This window comes from Arcobacter iocasae (assembly GCF_042214795.1).
Taxonomy (GTDB): Bacteria; Campylobacterota; Campylobacteria; order Campylobacterales; family Arcobacteraceae; genus Arcobacter; species Arcobacter iocasae.
In genome coordinates this window covers 1,068,721-1,085,755 of record NZ_CP090177.1, presented here as the reverse complement: position 1 = coordinate 1,085,755, position 17,035 = coordinate 1,068,721, and the positions used below count along the sequence as shown (strand labels likewise).

At 25.8% G+C, this 17,035-nt stretch carries 16 protein-coding genes; all 16 read right to left on the bottom strand.

Annotated elements, in window-relative coordinates:
• Positions 1 to 54: 54 nt before the first annotated feature.
• Genes LXN10_RS05515 through LXN10_RS05440 form a run of 16 tightly spaced genes read right to left on the bottom strand, consistent with a single transcriptional unit; the run spans position 55 to position 17,005 of the window.
• Entirely contained in the window at positions 55 to 861 is an 807-nt protein-coding gene (locus LXN10_RS05515) for an FkbM family methyltransferase (RefSeq protein ID WP_375724889.1), read from the bottom strand.
• Positions 861 to 2,450: a hypothetical protein gene (locus tag LXN10_RS05510; protein WP_375724888.1), complete on the bottom strand. Its 1,590-nt coding sequence runs from the start codon at positions 2,448 to 2,450 to the stop codon at positions 861 to 863. The genes LXN10_RS05515 and LXN10_RS05510 overlap by 1 nt, the downstream gene beginning before the upstream one ends.
• Before the next feature lie 2 nt (positions 2,451 to 2,452).
• Positions 2,453 to 3,484 (bottom strand): nucleotidyltransferase family protein, encoded by a 1,032-nt coding sequence (locus LXN10_RS05505; RefSeq protein ID WP_375724887.1) that lies wholly within the window; start codon positions 3,482 to 3,484, stop codon positions 2,453 to 2,455.
• Positions 3,477 to 4,157 (bottom strand): cytidylyltransferase domain-containing protein, encoded by a 681-nt coding sequence (locus LXN10_RS05500; RefSeq protein ID WP_375724886.1) that lies wholly within the window; start codon positions 4,155 to 4,157, stop codon positions 3,477 to 3,479. The genes LXN10_RS05505 and LXN10_RS05500 overlap by 8 nt, the downstream gene beginning before the upstream one ends.
• Positions 4,154 to 5,212 (bottom strand): N-acetylneuraminate synthase family protein, encoded by a 1,059-nt coding sequence (locus tag LXN10_RS05495; RefSeq protein ID WP_375724885.1) that lies wholly within the window; start codon positions 5,210 to 5,212, stop codon positions 4,154 to 4,156. The genes LXN10_RS05500 and LXN10_RS05495 overlap by 4 nt, the downstream gene beginning before the upstream one ends.
• Positions 5,209 to 6,111: a glycosyltransferase gene (locus tag LXN10_RS05490; protein ID WP_375724884.1), complete on the bottom strand. Its 903-nt coding sequence runs from the start codon at positions 6,109 to 6,111 to the stop codon at positions 5,209 to 5,211. Before LXN10_RS05490 ends, LXN10_RS05495 begins: the two co-directional genes overlap by 4 nt.
• Positions 6,108 to 6,767: a PIG-L deacetylase family protein gene (locus tag LXN10_RS05485; protein WP_375724883.1), complete on the bottom strand. Its 660-nt coding sequence runs from the start codon at positions 6,765 to 6,767 to the stop codon at positions 6,108 to 6,110. The genes LXN10_RS05490 and LXN10_RS05485 overlap by 4 nt, the downstream gene beginning before the upstream one ends.
• Entirely contained in the window at positions 6,767 to 7,567 is an 801-nt protein-coding gene (locus tag LXN10_RS05480; protein ID WP_375724882.1) for a hypothetical protein, read from the bottom strand. The genes LXN10_RS05485 and LXN10_RS05480 overlap by 1 nt, the downstream gene beginning before the upstream one ends.
• Complete coding sequence (locus LXN10_RS05475; protein ID WP_375724881.1) at positions 7,567 to 8,289, bottom strand: SDR family NAD(P)-dependent oxidoreductase; 723 nt, start codon at positions 8,287 to 8,289, stop codon at positions 7,567 to 7,569. The genes LXN10_RS05480 and LXN10_RS05475 overlap by 1 nt, the downstream gene beginning before the upstream one ends.
• Before the next feature lie 2 nt (positions 8,290 to 8,291).
• Entirely contained in the window at positions 8,292 to 9,620 is a 1,329-nt protein-coding gene (locus LXN10_RS05470; RefSeq protein ID WP_375724880.1) for an AMP-binding protein, read from the bottom strand.
• A gap of 7 nt (positions 9,621 to 9,627) precedes the next feature.
• Positions 9,628 to 9,885, bottom strand: a complete 258-nt coding sequence (locus tag LXN10_RS05465) for an acyl carrier protein (protein WP_375724879.1) — start codon at positions 9,883 to 9,885, stop codon at positions 9,628 to 9,630.
• Between the two features lie 20 nt (positions 9,886 to 9,905).
• Positions 9,906 to 10,331 carry a MaoC family dehydratase gene (locus LXN10_RS05460; RefSeq protein WP_375724878.1) on the bottom strand — a complete coding sequence of 142 codons (426 nt, stop codon included), beginning with the start codon at positions 10,329 to 10,331 and terminating at the stop codon, positions 9,906 to 9,908.
• A complete protein-coding gene (locus LXN10_RS05455) occupies positions 10,332 to 10,994 on the bottom strand; it encodes an acetyltransferase (protein WP_375724877.1) in 663 nt (220 codons plus the stop codon). It lies immediately after the preceding gene.
• Positions 10,991 to 12,142 carry a LegC family aminotransferase gene (locus LXN10_RS05450; RefSeq protein ID WP_375724876.1) on the bottom strand — a complete coding sequence of 384 codons (1,152 nt, stop codon included), beginning with the start codon at positions 12,140 to 12,142 and terminating at the stop codon, positions 10,991 to 10,993. Before LXN10_RS05450 ends, LXN10_RS05455 begins: the two co-directional genes overlap by 4 nt.
• Complete coding sequence (locus LXN10_RS05445) at positions 12,129 to 13,310, bottom strand: UDP-N-acetylglucosamine 4,6-dehydratase (protein ID WP_375724875.1); 1,182 nt, start codon at positions 13,308 to 13,310, stop codon at positions 12,129 to 12,131. Before LXN10_RS05445 ends, LXN10_RS05450 begins: the two co-directional genes overlap by 14 nt.
• Positions 13,310 to 17,005 (bottom strand): motility associated factor glycosyltransferase family protein, encoded by a 3,696-nt coding sequence (locus LXN10_RS05440; protein WP_375724874.1) that lies wholly within the window; start codon positions 17,003 to 17,005, stop codon positions 13,310 to 13,312. The genes LXN10_RS05445 and LXN10_RS05440 overlap by 1 nt, the downstream gene beginning before the upstream one ends.
• Positions 17,006 to 17,035 lie beyond the last annotated feature (30 nt).

Here is a 17,035-nt window from a genome sequence, read left to right as displayed (position 1 = left end):
ATTGGGAAAATTGAACAATTTAATTAGTATATTCTCCATCTTAGCCTTAATGTTTTACCATGCAAATAACATATATGGACGAGGAGGTTCAAAATAACAATATTCACCTCTAAACTCTATATTATATGAAGGATTAGCTTTTAATATAATTTCTTTACAAAGCGTGGCATTTTCATATTCATGATAGACTGCAATTGCTAATTTAGGTTTATATGTTTTCAAGAGTTGTGTTGCTCCTGATAATGCATCCATCTCCGCTCCTTCTATGTCCATCTTTATCATTCCATTTTTAGTAATATTTTGTTGTTTACTTACAAGATCAATAGTTGTGACTTCTACATCATATGAATGATCATTTTTTTGAGTATCTAAACAAATTTTAGAGTCACATAAATGTGTATCTCCACTAAAAAACTTTAGTTTTCCAGTCTCTTTTCCTAATGCTTTATTAATCAGAATCATATTTTTAGATTTTAGTTCTTTTGAAAATGTATTTACTAGTGCCTCTTCCATTTCTATTAATGGTTCAAAAGCAATAACTTTACAATTTGAGTTTTTTTGAAATGCAAATAATGGAAAATATCCTTCACAGCAACCAGCATCAATAATCCAATCTACCTTATCAATTTCCATACATGGATGATTATATGAAGAGGGGTTATTTTCAAAGGAGTCAAATATTTCATGATGAAGCCAGGGTAGAGCAGTATCTGAAATATTTGAAGGCCAAAAAACTTCATTTGTTGTAATTTTGACTGTATTCAATGTTTTAGAATATTGCTTCACACTTTTTTCTTTCATTTTTAATGATTGTTCTACTTTATAAAGATTGTTGTCTTTTTCTGTAAATATATAATTCATCAGCTTTCTTTTGGCCATTCTTTAGAATCTAGAATAGGTTCTCCTTTTTCTATTTTATCTATTATATAATCCCAATGTTGATGATTACCTTTTTTTAAATCTTTTGAAGAAGAAATTAATATATTTATTGGTTTTTTCCATTCAAATTCAAATAAACCTATTTTAGAATAATAATGAAAGAAATTAAATTTAATAAATTTTTTAGCAAGATTTATAGTTTCTTTTGAATCAGATTCATTTGGATCTTTTAGTATACTTTTTAATGAAGTGAAATACTCAGAAATAGTACTAGGATCAATAGTAAATCCATACCCCCTATAGTGTGACTTTCCTGCCGTTATAATAGGAATACCTCTCGCCGCCATTTCCATAGCAACTGTTGTTGTATAAACAATACCTACAGTAGTTATTTTAAATAAATCATATACTGTAATAGAAGCTTTTGGTGATAAAAAGAAAATATTATTTGGTAATTTTACAAATACTTTTTTTATAACAGATTCAATTGTTTCCTTTGTAGCTGGTATTGTTGGATTAGCTTCTGCTGGATGTGTTTTTATAATTAATTGAAATTCTTGATGTTCACTAAACCATTTTATCGTTTCGATTATCCACTCTGAAATATTTTTTGTAAAAATTTCTTTATTCAGTGCGGCTAAATCCCAAGCAACATTTGTAAAAAGTGTTGCAGTTGGTTTATTCTTGTGAAATTTAGAAAAATCAGCAGTTTCATTTTGATAATCCAACAATGCTGCTGTATTTAAAATCATGTCATTACCCAAAGTTCTATTTTGAAGCCATTGTTCTACTCTTTCATCTTCTTCTTTTGTAAGTGAGATAGATGAGTAAGTTTCCCATATTTTAGAAAAATCAAGATTCATACTTGCATCGTTATATGCATAGCACCATCCTCCTTTTCTTGTTCCACTCCAATGAGAATAGAATGGTATGTTATTCTCTACTGCTAATAATTCCCACATTTTCCACATTCCATAGTAACTATCATTTGAGATTATTCTATTTGGTTTATTTACTTTTATAATTCTTTCATAGGCAATTTTTAGTAATAATAGATTTTTTAGATGACTTCTTCCTAAAATCTCATGATTTTCTATAAGTTTATAATCAGCAACTACATAATTATTTACTAGGATATCTTTACTCCATAATCCATAATTAAAATCATCTTCATGATAATCTTTCCATTTATTATATGGAACAGCTATTAGCTTATTCTCAATATCTATATAGTCTTGTTTCTCTAAATAAGAAGAATATTTATATATATTCTCTTCATCTAAAATCGACCATAATTCTTCTGATTTTTTTTGACAATTTTGACAGTTTTTATTGAAAGCCTCACCACCACCCCACACTCCACCATAAACATTACATTCTTTTTCTTGGATACCATCACAGAAAGTTGAGTAAATATCAAAACCTGTTAACATTAAAGAATATGCCATTAATCTATCATGTACAAAACAAGGTTCATATATACTAAATGATTGAGTAAATAAGACTTTCTTCTTATTCTTTCGTTTAGGAATACTTTTATTTATTGAATTTAAAATGTCAAATGTTGTCATATCTAGTTTTCCAGCCTAATTATTTTATTAATTCTTAAATAATCTTCTTTTTTACCAATATCAATCCAATAATCAGTAATTTCAAAGCTTTTTGTAACGTTACCTTTTTCTTTTAGAATATCAAATAAAGTAGGTAAATCAAAAAATTGATTCTTTGGAATATATTTTAAAGTTTCTGGATTTAATATATAAATTCCAGTATTTATAAAAAAATCTTTTACAGGTTTTTCTATAATATTAAGTATATTATTTTTATTATCAATTTCAATTACACCATAGGGTATTTGATAACTGTCTTTTTTGATACACATTGTTGCGATTGATTGTTGTTCTTTATGAAAGTCTAGGACTTCTTCATAATTAAGTGAGGAAATAACATCTCCATTTGTTACAAAAAAAGGCTCATCAATTTCTATATCAATCAAACTTAAAGAACCTCCTGTACCAAGTCTTTTTTTTTCTTCAAGATACCTTACTTCTATGCCAAAGTCACTTCCGTCTTTGAAATATTCTTTTATCAGTTCTGCTTTATAATTTACACTTAATATAAATTTTGTAAATCCATGAGAAACAAACATATTTATAATGTGTTCTATCATAGGCTTTGTTCCAACTCTAAGCATTGGTTTAGGTATGTTTTTTGTTAGTTCTTCCAGTCTTGTACCTAATCCTCCAGCCATTATGACTATCCAATTTGACTTTAAATTAAAATCTACTTCATCTAAAGTGAATATTTTTATAAAGTTATTATTTTCATCTACAAGAGGAATATGCCTTCTCTTAATTTTTTTTAAATAGTTAATAATTTGAGTTTTAGATGAAGATATATGTAGTTTAAAAGGATTTTTATTAATTATATGTTCTATATTTAAATTATTATTTAATATTGCTTTTCGTATGTCTCCATCTGTAATTAATCCTAACAATTTATTTGAAATATTAACAACAGGTAAAACACCATTTCCATTTTTATCCAATAGTTTAATGGCATCATTGATTTTTATATTTTTAGTCAGTATTAGTTTTTCATTCATGTGTATCTTTCATTAAAAATTCGACATATTTAAAATCTTCAATTGTATCAATATCAATTGAACGAGATCTTGGCATTATATATGGGTAAGAATTATTACTGAAATAAGTATTTTTTTTAATTAATTCATATTTAAAGACAAATACCGCTCCATTGGGAAAATAACTTTTTTTTATATCCTGACGATTCAGTAATTTATCTTCAAAAATATTTTGAAACTTACCTTCTTCCGTAATATATTTATGCCACTCTATTGGATGGTATTCTTCTGTATAACTTATTACACTATCTGCATTCTTATTATTAAATAATTCGATAGCTCCATCTATATCTTCTACTCGTCTTAATGGAGAAGTTGGTTGTAGAACAATAAAATCTTCTATTTTATATCCAAATTCACTGTTTAGTCTATTGATGGTATAGATATAATTATCTATAGCTTTTGCCGAATCTGATGATAAAAACTCTGGTCTTAAGAAATGATTTTTAGCTCCATATTGTACAGCAATCTTTTCAATCTCTTCGGAATCTGTAGAAATTAAAACTTCACTTATATATTTAGATTTTAAAGCTTCTTCAATGGTATAAGCTATCATAGGTTTGCTATGTAATTCTTTTATATTTTTACGTGCTAATCCCTTCGATCCACTTCTTGCAGGAATTATTGCTATCATAAAAAATCACTCTCAAAAATAGTTTTATCTTCTTTTAGATTTTTTGTAAGTCTTTTTCCTATAAAAAATATTTCTTCTTCCGGAGAAATACCTGTTCCTGGTCTTTTATAAACAATATCCTTTTTTGTTAAAATATGTCCTTTTTTTAAATCATATTTTGATACCATACTTCTTCTAAACTTTTTTCTTTTTTCCATTTCATCTGCTGATAATATTTTGTATTTATTTCCTAATGATCTAAATACTTTATTTCCTTCTTTACAAATTATTTTTAAGTCATTTTCATCTGCGGATACCTTATGATCCCATCCTGGCATATTTTTATCTAAAGTAAAATGTTTTTCTATGATTTTACATCCTTTTGCAATGGCAGCAATTGATAATGAAAAGCCTAAAGAATGGTCAGAATATCCAATATTACAATCATAAATTCCCTTTAAAGTATCAATGAAATTTAAATTTACTATTTCATCTCTTGGTGGATAAATTGAAACACAATGTAATATAGAAAAATTATTATAGTTTCTATTTTTAAAAAGATTGTAAATTTTATCAATATCTTGCAAACTTGCCATACCAGTAGATACAATAATTGGTAAGTTTGTATTTATGCATTTCTCAATTAAGTCGATATTATTTGCATCCATTGAAGATATTTTTAAAAAATGACTTTTTATTTTTGATAAAAAACTTATAGCTTCCTCATTTATTGGGGTACATCCAAAATCAATACCTATTGCATCACAATAGTCTCTAAACATAATCAACTGTTTCTCATTATTTGTAAAAGCGCGTATTTGTTCTCTAACTGAATTTAAACCCAATTCTTTTGTAGTCCAAGTTTCTATATTTTCAAGTTTAATAATGCCTGCATCTAATTCATCAAGATAATCACTTGTGACTAAATTATTTTCATTAAAAAATTGAAACTTGACTGCATCTGCTCCACAGTCTTTAGCCACTTTTATCATTTTGAGTCCTAATTCAGTATCTCCATTATGATTACATCCAATTTCTGCTATTATGTATGGTTTATCTAATTCATTTACATTCAAACTAAGTCCTTTTTTACTTTTATATTTTCCCACCAACAAAACTTATTTGTATCATATTTACTATTTACGAGTTTAATATATTTTTCAACTCCAATAGTTTTGATGTACTGTTTTAATTCAAGTATTTCATTATATAAACTTTTAAATTCATTGTTATGTTTTTTTAAATGACTATAATGTATTAATTTTACATTTAAACCTTTTGTCAAGTTATCTTTATTTAATTTAAAATTAAAACCTACAAAAGAGTTTTCATGTTGTCTATAATTTGCATATGTATTATGCAAAGCAATGCTCTTATAACCACTTAACAAAACTTTTGTAGCAATGTACCAATCAAGTGCTTTTATATCTTTTGGGAATTTTAACTTATCAAAACTATATTGTTTTAAATTGATAGCCATACTTCCTAATCCTATAAAGTTAAAAGACAAAATTTCTTTATAACTAGAAATTTCTTTTGGTATTATTCTTGTTTGAAAAAAACTTTTTTCACTAAGTTTTTTTAAATTTTTATCTACGATATAAAAGTCATTAAAAGCAAATGCATATCCACTAATATTTTTTATAACTTCTTCCACTCTATTAATAGCTACATTTTCATCAAAATCTGAAAATATTAATATATCTGCTTTCATATTATAAGCAATCTCAATTTGTTTTTTTCTTAACTCTATTGGCATTAAGTTTTCTATAAACTTTTTGATATAAACTTTTTTATTATTTGCATTGAACTTATCTACATATTCTCTTACTTTATTTGCATCAATATTATCAAGTATTAATAGTAATTCAAAGTTTATGTATGTTTGACTAAAAACAGAATCTAAATAATCATGCATAAACAATTCAAAATTTTTAGAAGGATAGATTACTGTACTATAAATTATCTTACTCATTGAATCTCTTTCAATAGCATAAAACTTTCTGCATATTCACATCCACATGTAGCACCTCTTAAAGTTGCTAATGCTTTTAAGTTTCTTTCACTTCTTGGAAAAGGGTGTTCTTCTATTTCACTTTTGAAAATTTTCATAATCTCTATTTTCTTTTCAAAAAATTCACTAACATCACTAAAAACATTAGGAATAAAGCTATCTTCTTTAGTACTTGGAGCAAACTCTGTTTCACTAAGTGTTTCCATCATATAAATCTTTTTTATAAATGGATAACGGAATGACTTTGTACAACTATAAGATGCAGCAAAAATTTTTCGATGATCACTATGCACATCTTCTTTGAATGGAAGATAAATTATATTTGGCTTAATCTTATTTATAATTTTTGAAATTTTATTAATAAGCTCACTCATAGAATATTCATCAATTTTCATAGTTTTTAGTCTTAAATTATGAACACTATCAAAATCGAAAGTATCTTTAACTTTCTTTATTTCCATTTCTCTTTGTTTGTAATAGCTGTGGCTTTTATCAATAGTTGTACAGATAAGCCAATGTATTTCATCTCCATCATTTTTATGTTTAAGTAATGTTCCTCCACAACCTAAAGTTTCATCATCAGGATGAACTGCTATTACTAAAATTTTATTTTTCATTAAAATACATCCGACATAAGTAAATTTATATTATATTTTGAATAATCAATACTTTTGTTAATAGGAAAATAAGTAGTATAAATAGTGTCTATTACTTGAGTATTGTATTCTTTTTTTACATAACAATTTAATGTAATTATATTTTTCTTTTTTTCTAATAAAGAATCAATAAAATTAAAATTAAAATCTACAGATTTATATATTCCTAATATATCATAAGAATCTTGAAAATCTTTAAATACTAATACACTATCATTAATAATATGAAATTTATAATTTTTATGTTCAAATCTCCAGTTAAAGATATTTGTATCTATTATTAAACTATTATTTATATTTTCTAAATTTATGTTGTCAAAATTAGTTTTTACTAAATTGAATTTCTTTAAATCTTTAAATCCTCCAAAAAGTTTTAAAATTGGATATGCTAATTTATTTGGGAATGCAAATATAAAATCTGCATTATTTTGTTTTGCATATTCTTTTTGTATTTTTAACAGTTCTGCATAAATACCTTTTGGACGGAATTCTTTACATATGGCAGAAGTAGTAAAAAGAAAATAATTATATTTTTTCTCTTCAATTATACATTTTTGTAGAATCATTAATGCTGAACCTATAATTGTATTCTCTTGCATTGCAATAAATAAGGGAGTGTTATTATATGGAGAATTAATTATATGATGATACCATGAATTCTCATTTAATTCTTTTTTATATACAGTTGCAAAAAAATCTAAAAATTCTTTTTTTATTAATATTTTTTCTTCTGGTTTTGTGAGTATTTTATATTCAATCATTAGGCGGTACTTCCTGCATCAACAGTAATAGTTGTTCCTGTTATATTTTTTGCATCATCTGACAATAGATATAAAACTGTTCCTGCTATATCATCAACTGTTGCTAGATGTCCTAAAGGACTTCGACGTTTAATACTTTCAAGTTTTTCACCTTGAAGACTTTTTGTCATAGCTGTTTGCATATAGCCTGGAGCTATTGTATTTACTGTAATCTTAGCTTTTCCTAATTCTCTTGCTAAAGATTTTGTAAAACCTTGCATTGCTGATTTTGTTGCAGCATATACAGATAAACCACTAAATCCTGTACTTCCAATAATTGAACCAATATTTATTACTCTTCCTCTTAATTCCATAAGCATAGAACGACTTACATATTTTGTTAAAAGTATTGGTGATTCTATATTAACTCTAATTAGCTCCGATATTTGAGTTTCATGCATTGTACCAAGAACTCCGTCATGACCTATAGCAGCATTATTAATAAGTCCATAAATATGTCCATGCTTCTTTGTAATAGATTTAATTAATTCATGAATGTTTTTTGTATTATTAAAATCATATTTTATAAAGAAAAGCTGTTCTTCAAATTTTTCTTCTAATTGTTTAAATTCATCGCTTTTATTTCTAGCAATTCCTATGATTTTATAGTTTTCATTTAAAAGTCTTTTGCAGATTGCTAAACCTAAGCCTTTTGATGAACCTGTTACTACAATTAAATCCATATTTATTTCCTTTTTATTTTTCCACTTTGTGTTATCTCTAAATTATCAACAATTCTTAAAATTGCAGGCACTTTAAAAGCTTCTAAATTATTCTTACAATATTCTAAAATTTGTTTCTTTAGTACTATTTTATCTAATGTTAAATCTTTAGGAATGATTTCTGCACAAACTAAAGAACCTAATATAGAATTTTTTTTTGCGTAAACATGTGCGATTTGTATTAGATTCGAATCAAGTAATTTTGCCTCAACTTCTTCGGGCTGAACTTTATTTCCACCTACATTTATACTGCCTGATTCTCTACCTAAAAAATAAACTCTATCTTTTTCAATTTTTACTAAATCACCTGTATTAATATACCCATCATTTGTGTACATAGAATTTATTGATATATAATTTTGTATCTTTTTACCAGGATTGATAAAAAGTAATGAATCTTTATTTATTTTTAATTTTATATTTCCAGTACCATTTTCTATATAATTATATGGGAAACCAGCTTTACCATCAGTAACTGTAAATCCAACACCAACTTCTGTAGATGCATATATATGTGTTATTTTAATATCTTTAAATTTATTTTTCAAGGCTATTAAAATACTTTCATCTGATATTTCTCCTCCTAAAGTAGCTCTTTTTAAGTTTAAATACTCTGATTCTTTAGTCATTAGAACTTTTCGCCAAAATGATGGTGTTGCTGAGATTATATTACATTTATGTATTTTAAAAAGCTCTATAATTTCTTTTATCGAGTAATTTGACTCTGGAATAATAATAGATGAACCTCCTGCTAAGACCTGTAAAAAAACTTGTATTCCTGAAAATCTATAAATATCATAAGTCAAACCCCAGACATATTTTGAACCTATTTCAATATTTTTTTTTGAAGTTTTTGTAAGACTTTCAAAGGTATGAGCTACTAATTTAGGAATATTTGTAGTTCCAGAAGTTGGTATAACCCACTGAGTTTCTTTTATATCTTTTAAATATATATTTTCATCAAGTACTTTTAATTTTAATAAGTCATTTTCTAAATATACTTCAAAGTTTACCTTTGTTTCTTTATAATATTTTTTAATTAAATCAATATTAATATCTTCTGGTAAAAAAACTATTCTTTTAACATTGCCATCTAATATAGATAGCAATTTAACTAATTCATAGCGATTTCTTGCTCTGATCAGTACACAATAATTTGATAAATTGTGTATAATTTCTTTATTTAAAGAATATAAATTAAAAATATCTTTATATGTAAAAGTTTGATTTTTTGTAATAAAGGCTAATCGTGCAGATGGTATATCTGAAATATAATTTAAAATACTAGCCATTTATTTATTACTTATTTGGGTTAATTTTTTCATATATTGATACAAATTCACCAAATGTTGATGGATATAATGGTTCATCCATTATTGTAAATGGGTCAAACCCTAATTTTTCTTCTAATGTTGCTACTAATATTGCAAAACCTAAAGAATCTAATCCACTTTCTAATAATATTACATCATCTGCTAATTCTGGTACTAATAATTGAGACCCTGTTTGTTCTAATACTTCTAAATATGTCTCTTTTATCGTTTCTTTTAAATTCATTTGTTTTCCTTTTTAAATCCTTATCTTGGTACATATAATTCTGCTTCACCATCGGTGACAATTTTATTTTTCACTTTACATATAGTGTTAAAAAAAACTCTTCTTTTTAGTAAATCAATATTTGTAACTTCTACCGTTGCAGTAACCGTATCTCCAATATAAACAGCTCTTTTGAAATTAAGAGATTGAGAAACATAAACACAACCTTCACCTGGTATTTTTGTGCCAAATAAAGCAGAAAAATATGAAGCTGTCATAAATCCATGAGCTATGATTTTTTTATATCTAGAGTTTTTTGCATATACTTCATCTAAATGAATTGGATTTTTGTCTCCTGATACTTCTACAAAAGCCTTAATATTAGCCTGCGTAATAGTTTGAGAATAACTTGCAGTCATTCCAATTTTTATATCTTCTATTGGAATTTTATTAAGAAAACTATTCATTTACATCCTCCTTTTTATATTTTCTTTTGTAAATTCAATAGCAGGATTTCCAAATACAGTCATTCCTTCAGGTATACTTTTTGTAATAACTGAACCAGCTGCTATAACAGCATCTTTTCCTATTTTTAACGGTTTATTAGGTTTTCCTTGATGAATTATTACTCCAGTTCCAATATATACATTATCTTCAATAATAACATTACCATTACACTTAACTGCTGGGGCAAAAGTAACGTTATTTCCAATTTTGCAATCATGAGCAACATAACTATAAATATTCGCATGAAAATTTTTTCCAATAGTTACATTTGAAGTTAAAGTTACAAATGGACATATAATTGCACTCTCGTCAATTATTGATGATTTTGAAATAAATGAACTTTTATGTATAATATTTGGAAAAATTACTTTTTTATTTTTTAAATTATTATATGTTTTATTTCGTATTTGATAATCTGCAATTGCAATTACTAAGTTATCATTTTCTTTAAAATTAAAATTACCTTCATCTCCTAAAAAAGGTGCAGTAAATTCATATTTTTTATAATTATTTTCATTTATATCAAAGTAACCTTTAATATTATATTCTCCATTATCTATAATATATTCATTAACTTCACTAGCAAAACCACTTGTTCCAATTAAATATATATCTTTTTTCATATTCTTACACTACTTGGAATATTGACAACTCTTTCTTCTAAATATTTAGAATTTTCTAAAGTTGTACTTTGGCAAGTTTTAAACATTTCTAACTCATTCATCAGATTCCAAATAGGTCTTGTCATCACCCCATTTTTATTTGTAAATTCTAAAAATTCATTTCTTTGATTTACATCATTTAATAAAACTGCTTGAATCCAATAATTTGATTCAGAATCTTTTGGCTCAACTATAAAATTTATCTTTTCATTTGAAAAAAACTTTTTATATTCTATTGCCAAATTTCTTTTTGATGCCAAAAACTTATCTAATTGTTCAAGTTGAGCGACTAATAGCGCTGCATTTATATTTGGAAGTCTATAATTAAATCCTATCTCATCATGAATGTATTTGTAAGGATGAGAGATTTTTGCAGTTGTGGTTATATGTTTAGCTCTTTTTGCTAACTTTTCATTATCAGTCACAATTACTCCACCACCACCTGAAGTTATAATTTTATTTCCATTAAAAGAAAATGCTCCAACTTTACCAAATGTTCCTGTATGTTTTTCTTTATAATAACTTCCTAAACTTTCAGCCGCATCTTCTACTAAGGTAATATTCCATTCATCACAAATATTTTTAATTTCTCCTATTCTACAAGGATGGCCAAAAGTGTGCATTGGAACACATGCTTTGATAGTTTTAGCTGTAGTCTTATTTATACATTTTTTATCTACTATTTCACAGTTTGCTTCTAGAAAAGAGAGTAATGAACTTGGACTCATCCCCATAGTATTCAAGTCAACATCAACAAAAATTGGCTTTGCCCCGATGTAACTTATAGCATTACAAGTAGCTATAAATGTAAGTGGTTGTGTAATAACTTCATCATCTTTTTGAACATCTGCTAAAATGAGTGATATATGAAGTGCCGAAGTTCCATTTACTGTAGCAATTGCATATTTACTACCAACTTTTTTAGCAAATTCTTTTTCAAATTGATCAACAAATTTACCTACACTCGAAACAAATGTAGAATCTATACAATCATTAAGATATTTTTTTTCATTACCCATAAATCTTGGTTCATGTAAAGGAATAAAGTTATTTGTATTAAAAGTTTGTTTAATAAATTTAATCACCTTTTCCATATTACATTTTTTCATCAAGATATTTACCTGTTTCTTTATGTTTAAAATCTGGAAGTATAGTGAAAAATTCTTTTATAATATCATCTTTTGTCCATGATAAACTTTTTTTAAATTTTTTAATTGTTGTATCAAAATGATTTAGTTTATTTTCATCAAATAAAGCTTCATTTTTAATGATTCCAAGATTCTCAAATCTATTCATATCTAAAATTTCTTTATCTGTAAAAAACTCTTCAAAATCTTTTTCTCCTGTTGTACTACTTGATTTAAATAAACACGGCCATTTCCCTTGCGATGGTAAAGTTTTAGCTAATTCTCTTGCCTCATCTTCAGATTGGCATAAAAATGGTTCATAATCTAAGCTCTCCAGATATTTGATAGCTATACCTGTAAAAGTTATAAGATGTAAATTTTCACTTAATTTAGGAAAAAATATATCTCTATTTTCTCCAAATATACAAGACATTAAACATAGTTCACCGCTTTCTTGAGGCGTTACAAAATATCTTCTAATATCGTTAGGTGCAACAATTGGTTGATTTTTTTGAATTCTTTGATTAAATCCATGAAGTAAACTCCCATCACTAAAAGCAACATTTGCAAATCTTGCCATTGAAACATTTATTTGTTTTGATTTTCTCATCACAAACATTTCCATGATTTTTTTACTTGCTCCCATCATATTTACAGGATTTGCTGCCTTATCTGTACTTACACAAAAATATTTTTTAGTTCCATTTTCAATAGATTGACGAAGTGTTTTGTCTGTATTAAAAATATTTGTTTCAATCATACGCATAATAGTAAAAGGATCTTTTTCACTTCTTACATGCTTTAATGCTGATAAATTTAATACATAATCATAATTGCCATCTGCTTTAATAAAAGCATCATATTCAGAACTTCCAATATCCAAAGCAAAAGTTGCAAATTTACCTTCTATATAACCAAAAGAACTTCTAATATCTCGAACCAATTCAACCATGTTATTTTCACTAATATCAACAACATGAAGTTTTTTAGGGTTCCTTTTGAAAATTTCTTTTGTAACAGCTTGTCCAATACTTCCTGCTCCCCCAAGTACTAGAAAAGAGGATGAATGAACAATATTTTTTAGCTGTTCCTTTTTATTACAAATATCATTTTCAAATAATTTTTGATTTCTACCAATTAGATGTAGCATTATTCTCTTTCATGTTTAAAAAAACTTGGTAAATGAAGTTTTCTTAGTTTATTAATTTTTTCTATAAAAGAATTGTTATGTAGTGCAAATTCAATATACAAATAATGGATAATATATTCCAATGTTGTATTATTGTTAATCTGTATGTTAGTTGAATTTTCTTCTAAGAAATAATTAGTAAGAATTATTTGATAGTTATTATTGAATTTTTCAAAAATATTTGGATCAATACCAATTTCTTTTAGTGAATTTAGATAAAAATCATCTTTATTAAGTACAAATTCAGATAATTTTCTTGTAGATAACTCTCTATCATAAAGCGAATAATAAATATTTTTGTTAAATGGTAACATTTTTCGTTCGATGTCTTGATAAAAAATAGAATTTTTATTATTTACAAAAATCTTTAAATTATTAAAAAAGTTGTCTTTAGTAAATTTCAATATTGAAAAATTTGTATTATGAAGCTTTTCTTTTACTAGTTCACTAGTAGAATCATTAAAATAGTACGCATTAATACTTACTGAAGGATGTGCTTTTCTTAAACTTGACAGATATTTAATAAACTCATCATCATAAATATTATCATTAGTTGCTAAAAATGCTATATTATTTTCAGGAGTTGTATTTTGTAATCTTTCTTTATCTAGGTTTCCATTTAGTTGTTTTACAAAGATAGATTCATCATAGTTTTCAACTAAATTTTCTAAATAATTAGTTGAATCTTCTTGTACAATAAAATCTTCATTTAAAACTATAGGGTAAATATTAACAGTATCATTGATTAGGGTATATATCTTATTAAATAAAAAACTTTTATTAGGAATCACAGCTTGTACCCAAACTTCAGTGTTATCTGCAATATCATAAATATTTTTAGGACAAATAAGTTTGAATCTATTCATTATAGCTCCAAAGATGTTTATATACTCTTTTAGCACTTCTTCATCAAAATAAAAAGCAGAGAATTTTACATTTGGGAATTTATTGCTAATTTCTATGATTTTATTTACAAATTCTTGTTGAAGGTTTTCTTTTATAGCAAAAAAACCTATGTGTTCTTTTAGGTACTTTTCATTTAACAAATCTTTATCAATATTATCTTTTAGGTTGTTTGCAAATTCAAAATAGCTAGTATTTGAAAGTGTGAAATTCTCTTTTAAATTATTAGCAAGAGCGAACTTTTTTGGTACAATTAATTCAGTCTCTAATTCTTTTAATGCTTTTTCCTTATTATCAAACATTACACTATAGATATTTTCATAATTATTTAAAATAATATCATCTAGCTTTTTAATACTTATGGTATTGTCATATGTTTCAAGCCATAGTTCTACACTTGAAGTTATATTTGAAATATTATTTGGGATTGAAAGTTCAATTCTATTTAACTCTTGTTTAAATACAAATTGTGCTTGGATTTTTTGAAACTCAAAAAAGTAGAAAAGTTTTAGCTCTACTTCTGGAAATCTTTTTAACACTTCTTTCACATAATTTACAAAATCTTTATTTGTAAGGTTATCTTCTATTGCAAAAAAGCCAATTGAATTTGGTTTGAAGTCATATTGATAGCCTCTTTTTGAAGTTTCAACTAGTTCTTTAAAGAATGGTTCAGAGTAGATACTATTTTTTATAGAGTATTCTTTTAAATATTTGTTTAATTTTTTTAGTAAAATACTATTTTCATCACTTGAATATGATATTGAGATTACATAAGTATCAATTATCTTATTTAGTTGAGTAAGAAGATTTTTATTTATTTCATAAATATACTTTTTCTTGTCGTTTTCAGTGTCTAAATCAAATAGATAAAAGATATAGTGTAGATTGTGTGAAGAGTAGTTTAACAATATAGATTGCAAGTCTTCGCAATGTTGTTTTTCAAATAAAACACTTTGAACAACATTGATTAGGGTATTTTGATATTCATCAAAATTGTTATATTTTTTTATTTTTTGGAATTGCTCAAGGTGTTTTTTCATTTTTTTAACACCACTAAGCTTTAAGTTTATTTTTTCTAAATCTTTTTCATTGTATCCAATTTCACTAATACCTTCTAATGCTTTAAAAATCTCATTTTTGTATGATTCTTGATCTTTCTTTGGGAAAGTTGAAAAATCTATATCTTCAATTTTTAAAGGAACTGCACCAGAAAGATATGCTCCATTTGATAAGTTATATACTTTTTGACTTTCATCTTTGTAGAATTCTGTAAATTGGGCAAAGGTATCAATATTTGTTTTAAATACAGGTATTGATTTAACTTCTGGCAAAAAGTTACCTTTTACAATGATTGTATTTTTTCTAAATGAGTAATTTTTATCTGATGAATCTTCTAACTCTTTTATTTTATTAAATGCTCCTGCTCCTGAGTGACCTTCAATATGTGTTGCTCCTGATTCAACATCCATCGCAAAATCTAGACCTAAAAGATAAAGTTCTTTTGTTTGGAAAAGAAGTAATAAGGCGTAGGTCAATTCACCAATACTTGGGCTTGTCAATATTCCAAAGTTTTCTTTTACTTCAAACATTGCTTGGAAGATAAAGATATTTTCTTTTGGAAAACTATTCATTAGTTTTGCATTTACATGTGAGGCAAATATGAAAATAGTATCTTTGAAATAGTTTATATCTTTTAGTTTATCCAAGGTATTAAGTACTTGAATATCTTGTTCATCATACTGTGTTACGATATCTGGTTTTATACCATTTTTTTCTAAAATAGGCAAAGTTGCATAGATAGCAACTATAGTAAATTTGTCTTGATTCTCTTTTACAAAATTAATATTATGTTGCAGTGATGGACCAGCTGCAAGAAAAAGAATAGGTTTCTCAAAAGGTTTGAGGCTTTGTTTATATTTTACATTCAATAATTTAAAATTTTGAGTAATATATGAGTTTGTTCTACTTATACTTAAAAATGTTCTATCATAAGAATACAACAAATGTGCTTGTGAGACTAAATAATTTTGGATCACCTTCATATACATATCTGACCCAGAAGATATATTTACAAATTTTAAATAATGATTATAAATAAAAATTTCACCATAAAAACTATCAAATGTCTTTCTAAATTCATACTCATTTTGTGCTATTGAAAAATATAATTTTGTTTTTGTTGCTAGATTTGCATAGTTTGTCACAAACAAAGATAATCTAAAAAACTCTAGATTAGGTTCAACTATTAAATATACATCTGAATTGAGTTTCTCATGTATCAAAGGTATATGAATTCCAAGTAAAACCCCAAAAATTATAAATTTGTGGAACTCTTTTACATTTTGTGGATTTGATACATTTTTATTTACAAAATTTATAACAGGAGCATTTCCGATTGAATATGAAGCTAAAATATCTTGCTCAAGAGCTTTTTTTGCCATTTTGTCATTATATGACAATTCATAATAAGTTTTAAAACTATTAACTGTAGCATCATAACTTATGTCATCAACTATCTTTTGTGATATCTCATTTGAGTTTTGTGTGTATAAAAACTCTTTTGTTGTAGGGTTTACTATGTCAAAGTGTGTATTTAAGTATTGAAGTTCAAATTCTGGCTTTACTTGACCCAATTCAATTGCTGTTGCATAAAGTTCTAGCGTTTTATATAAATCAGGGTGATTTTGTTTAAAAAACTCTAAATTTTCATTATAAGTTTGTAATGCTAATTGCTGAACTTGATCCAATGACATTTTATACCTTATATAAATCTTTTTACTTAA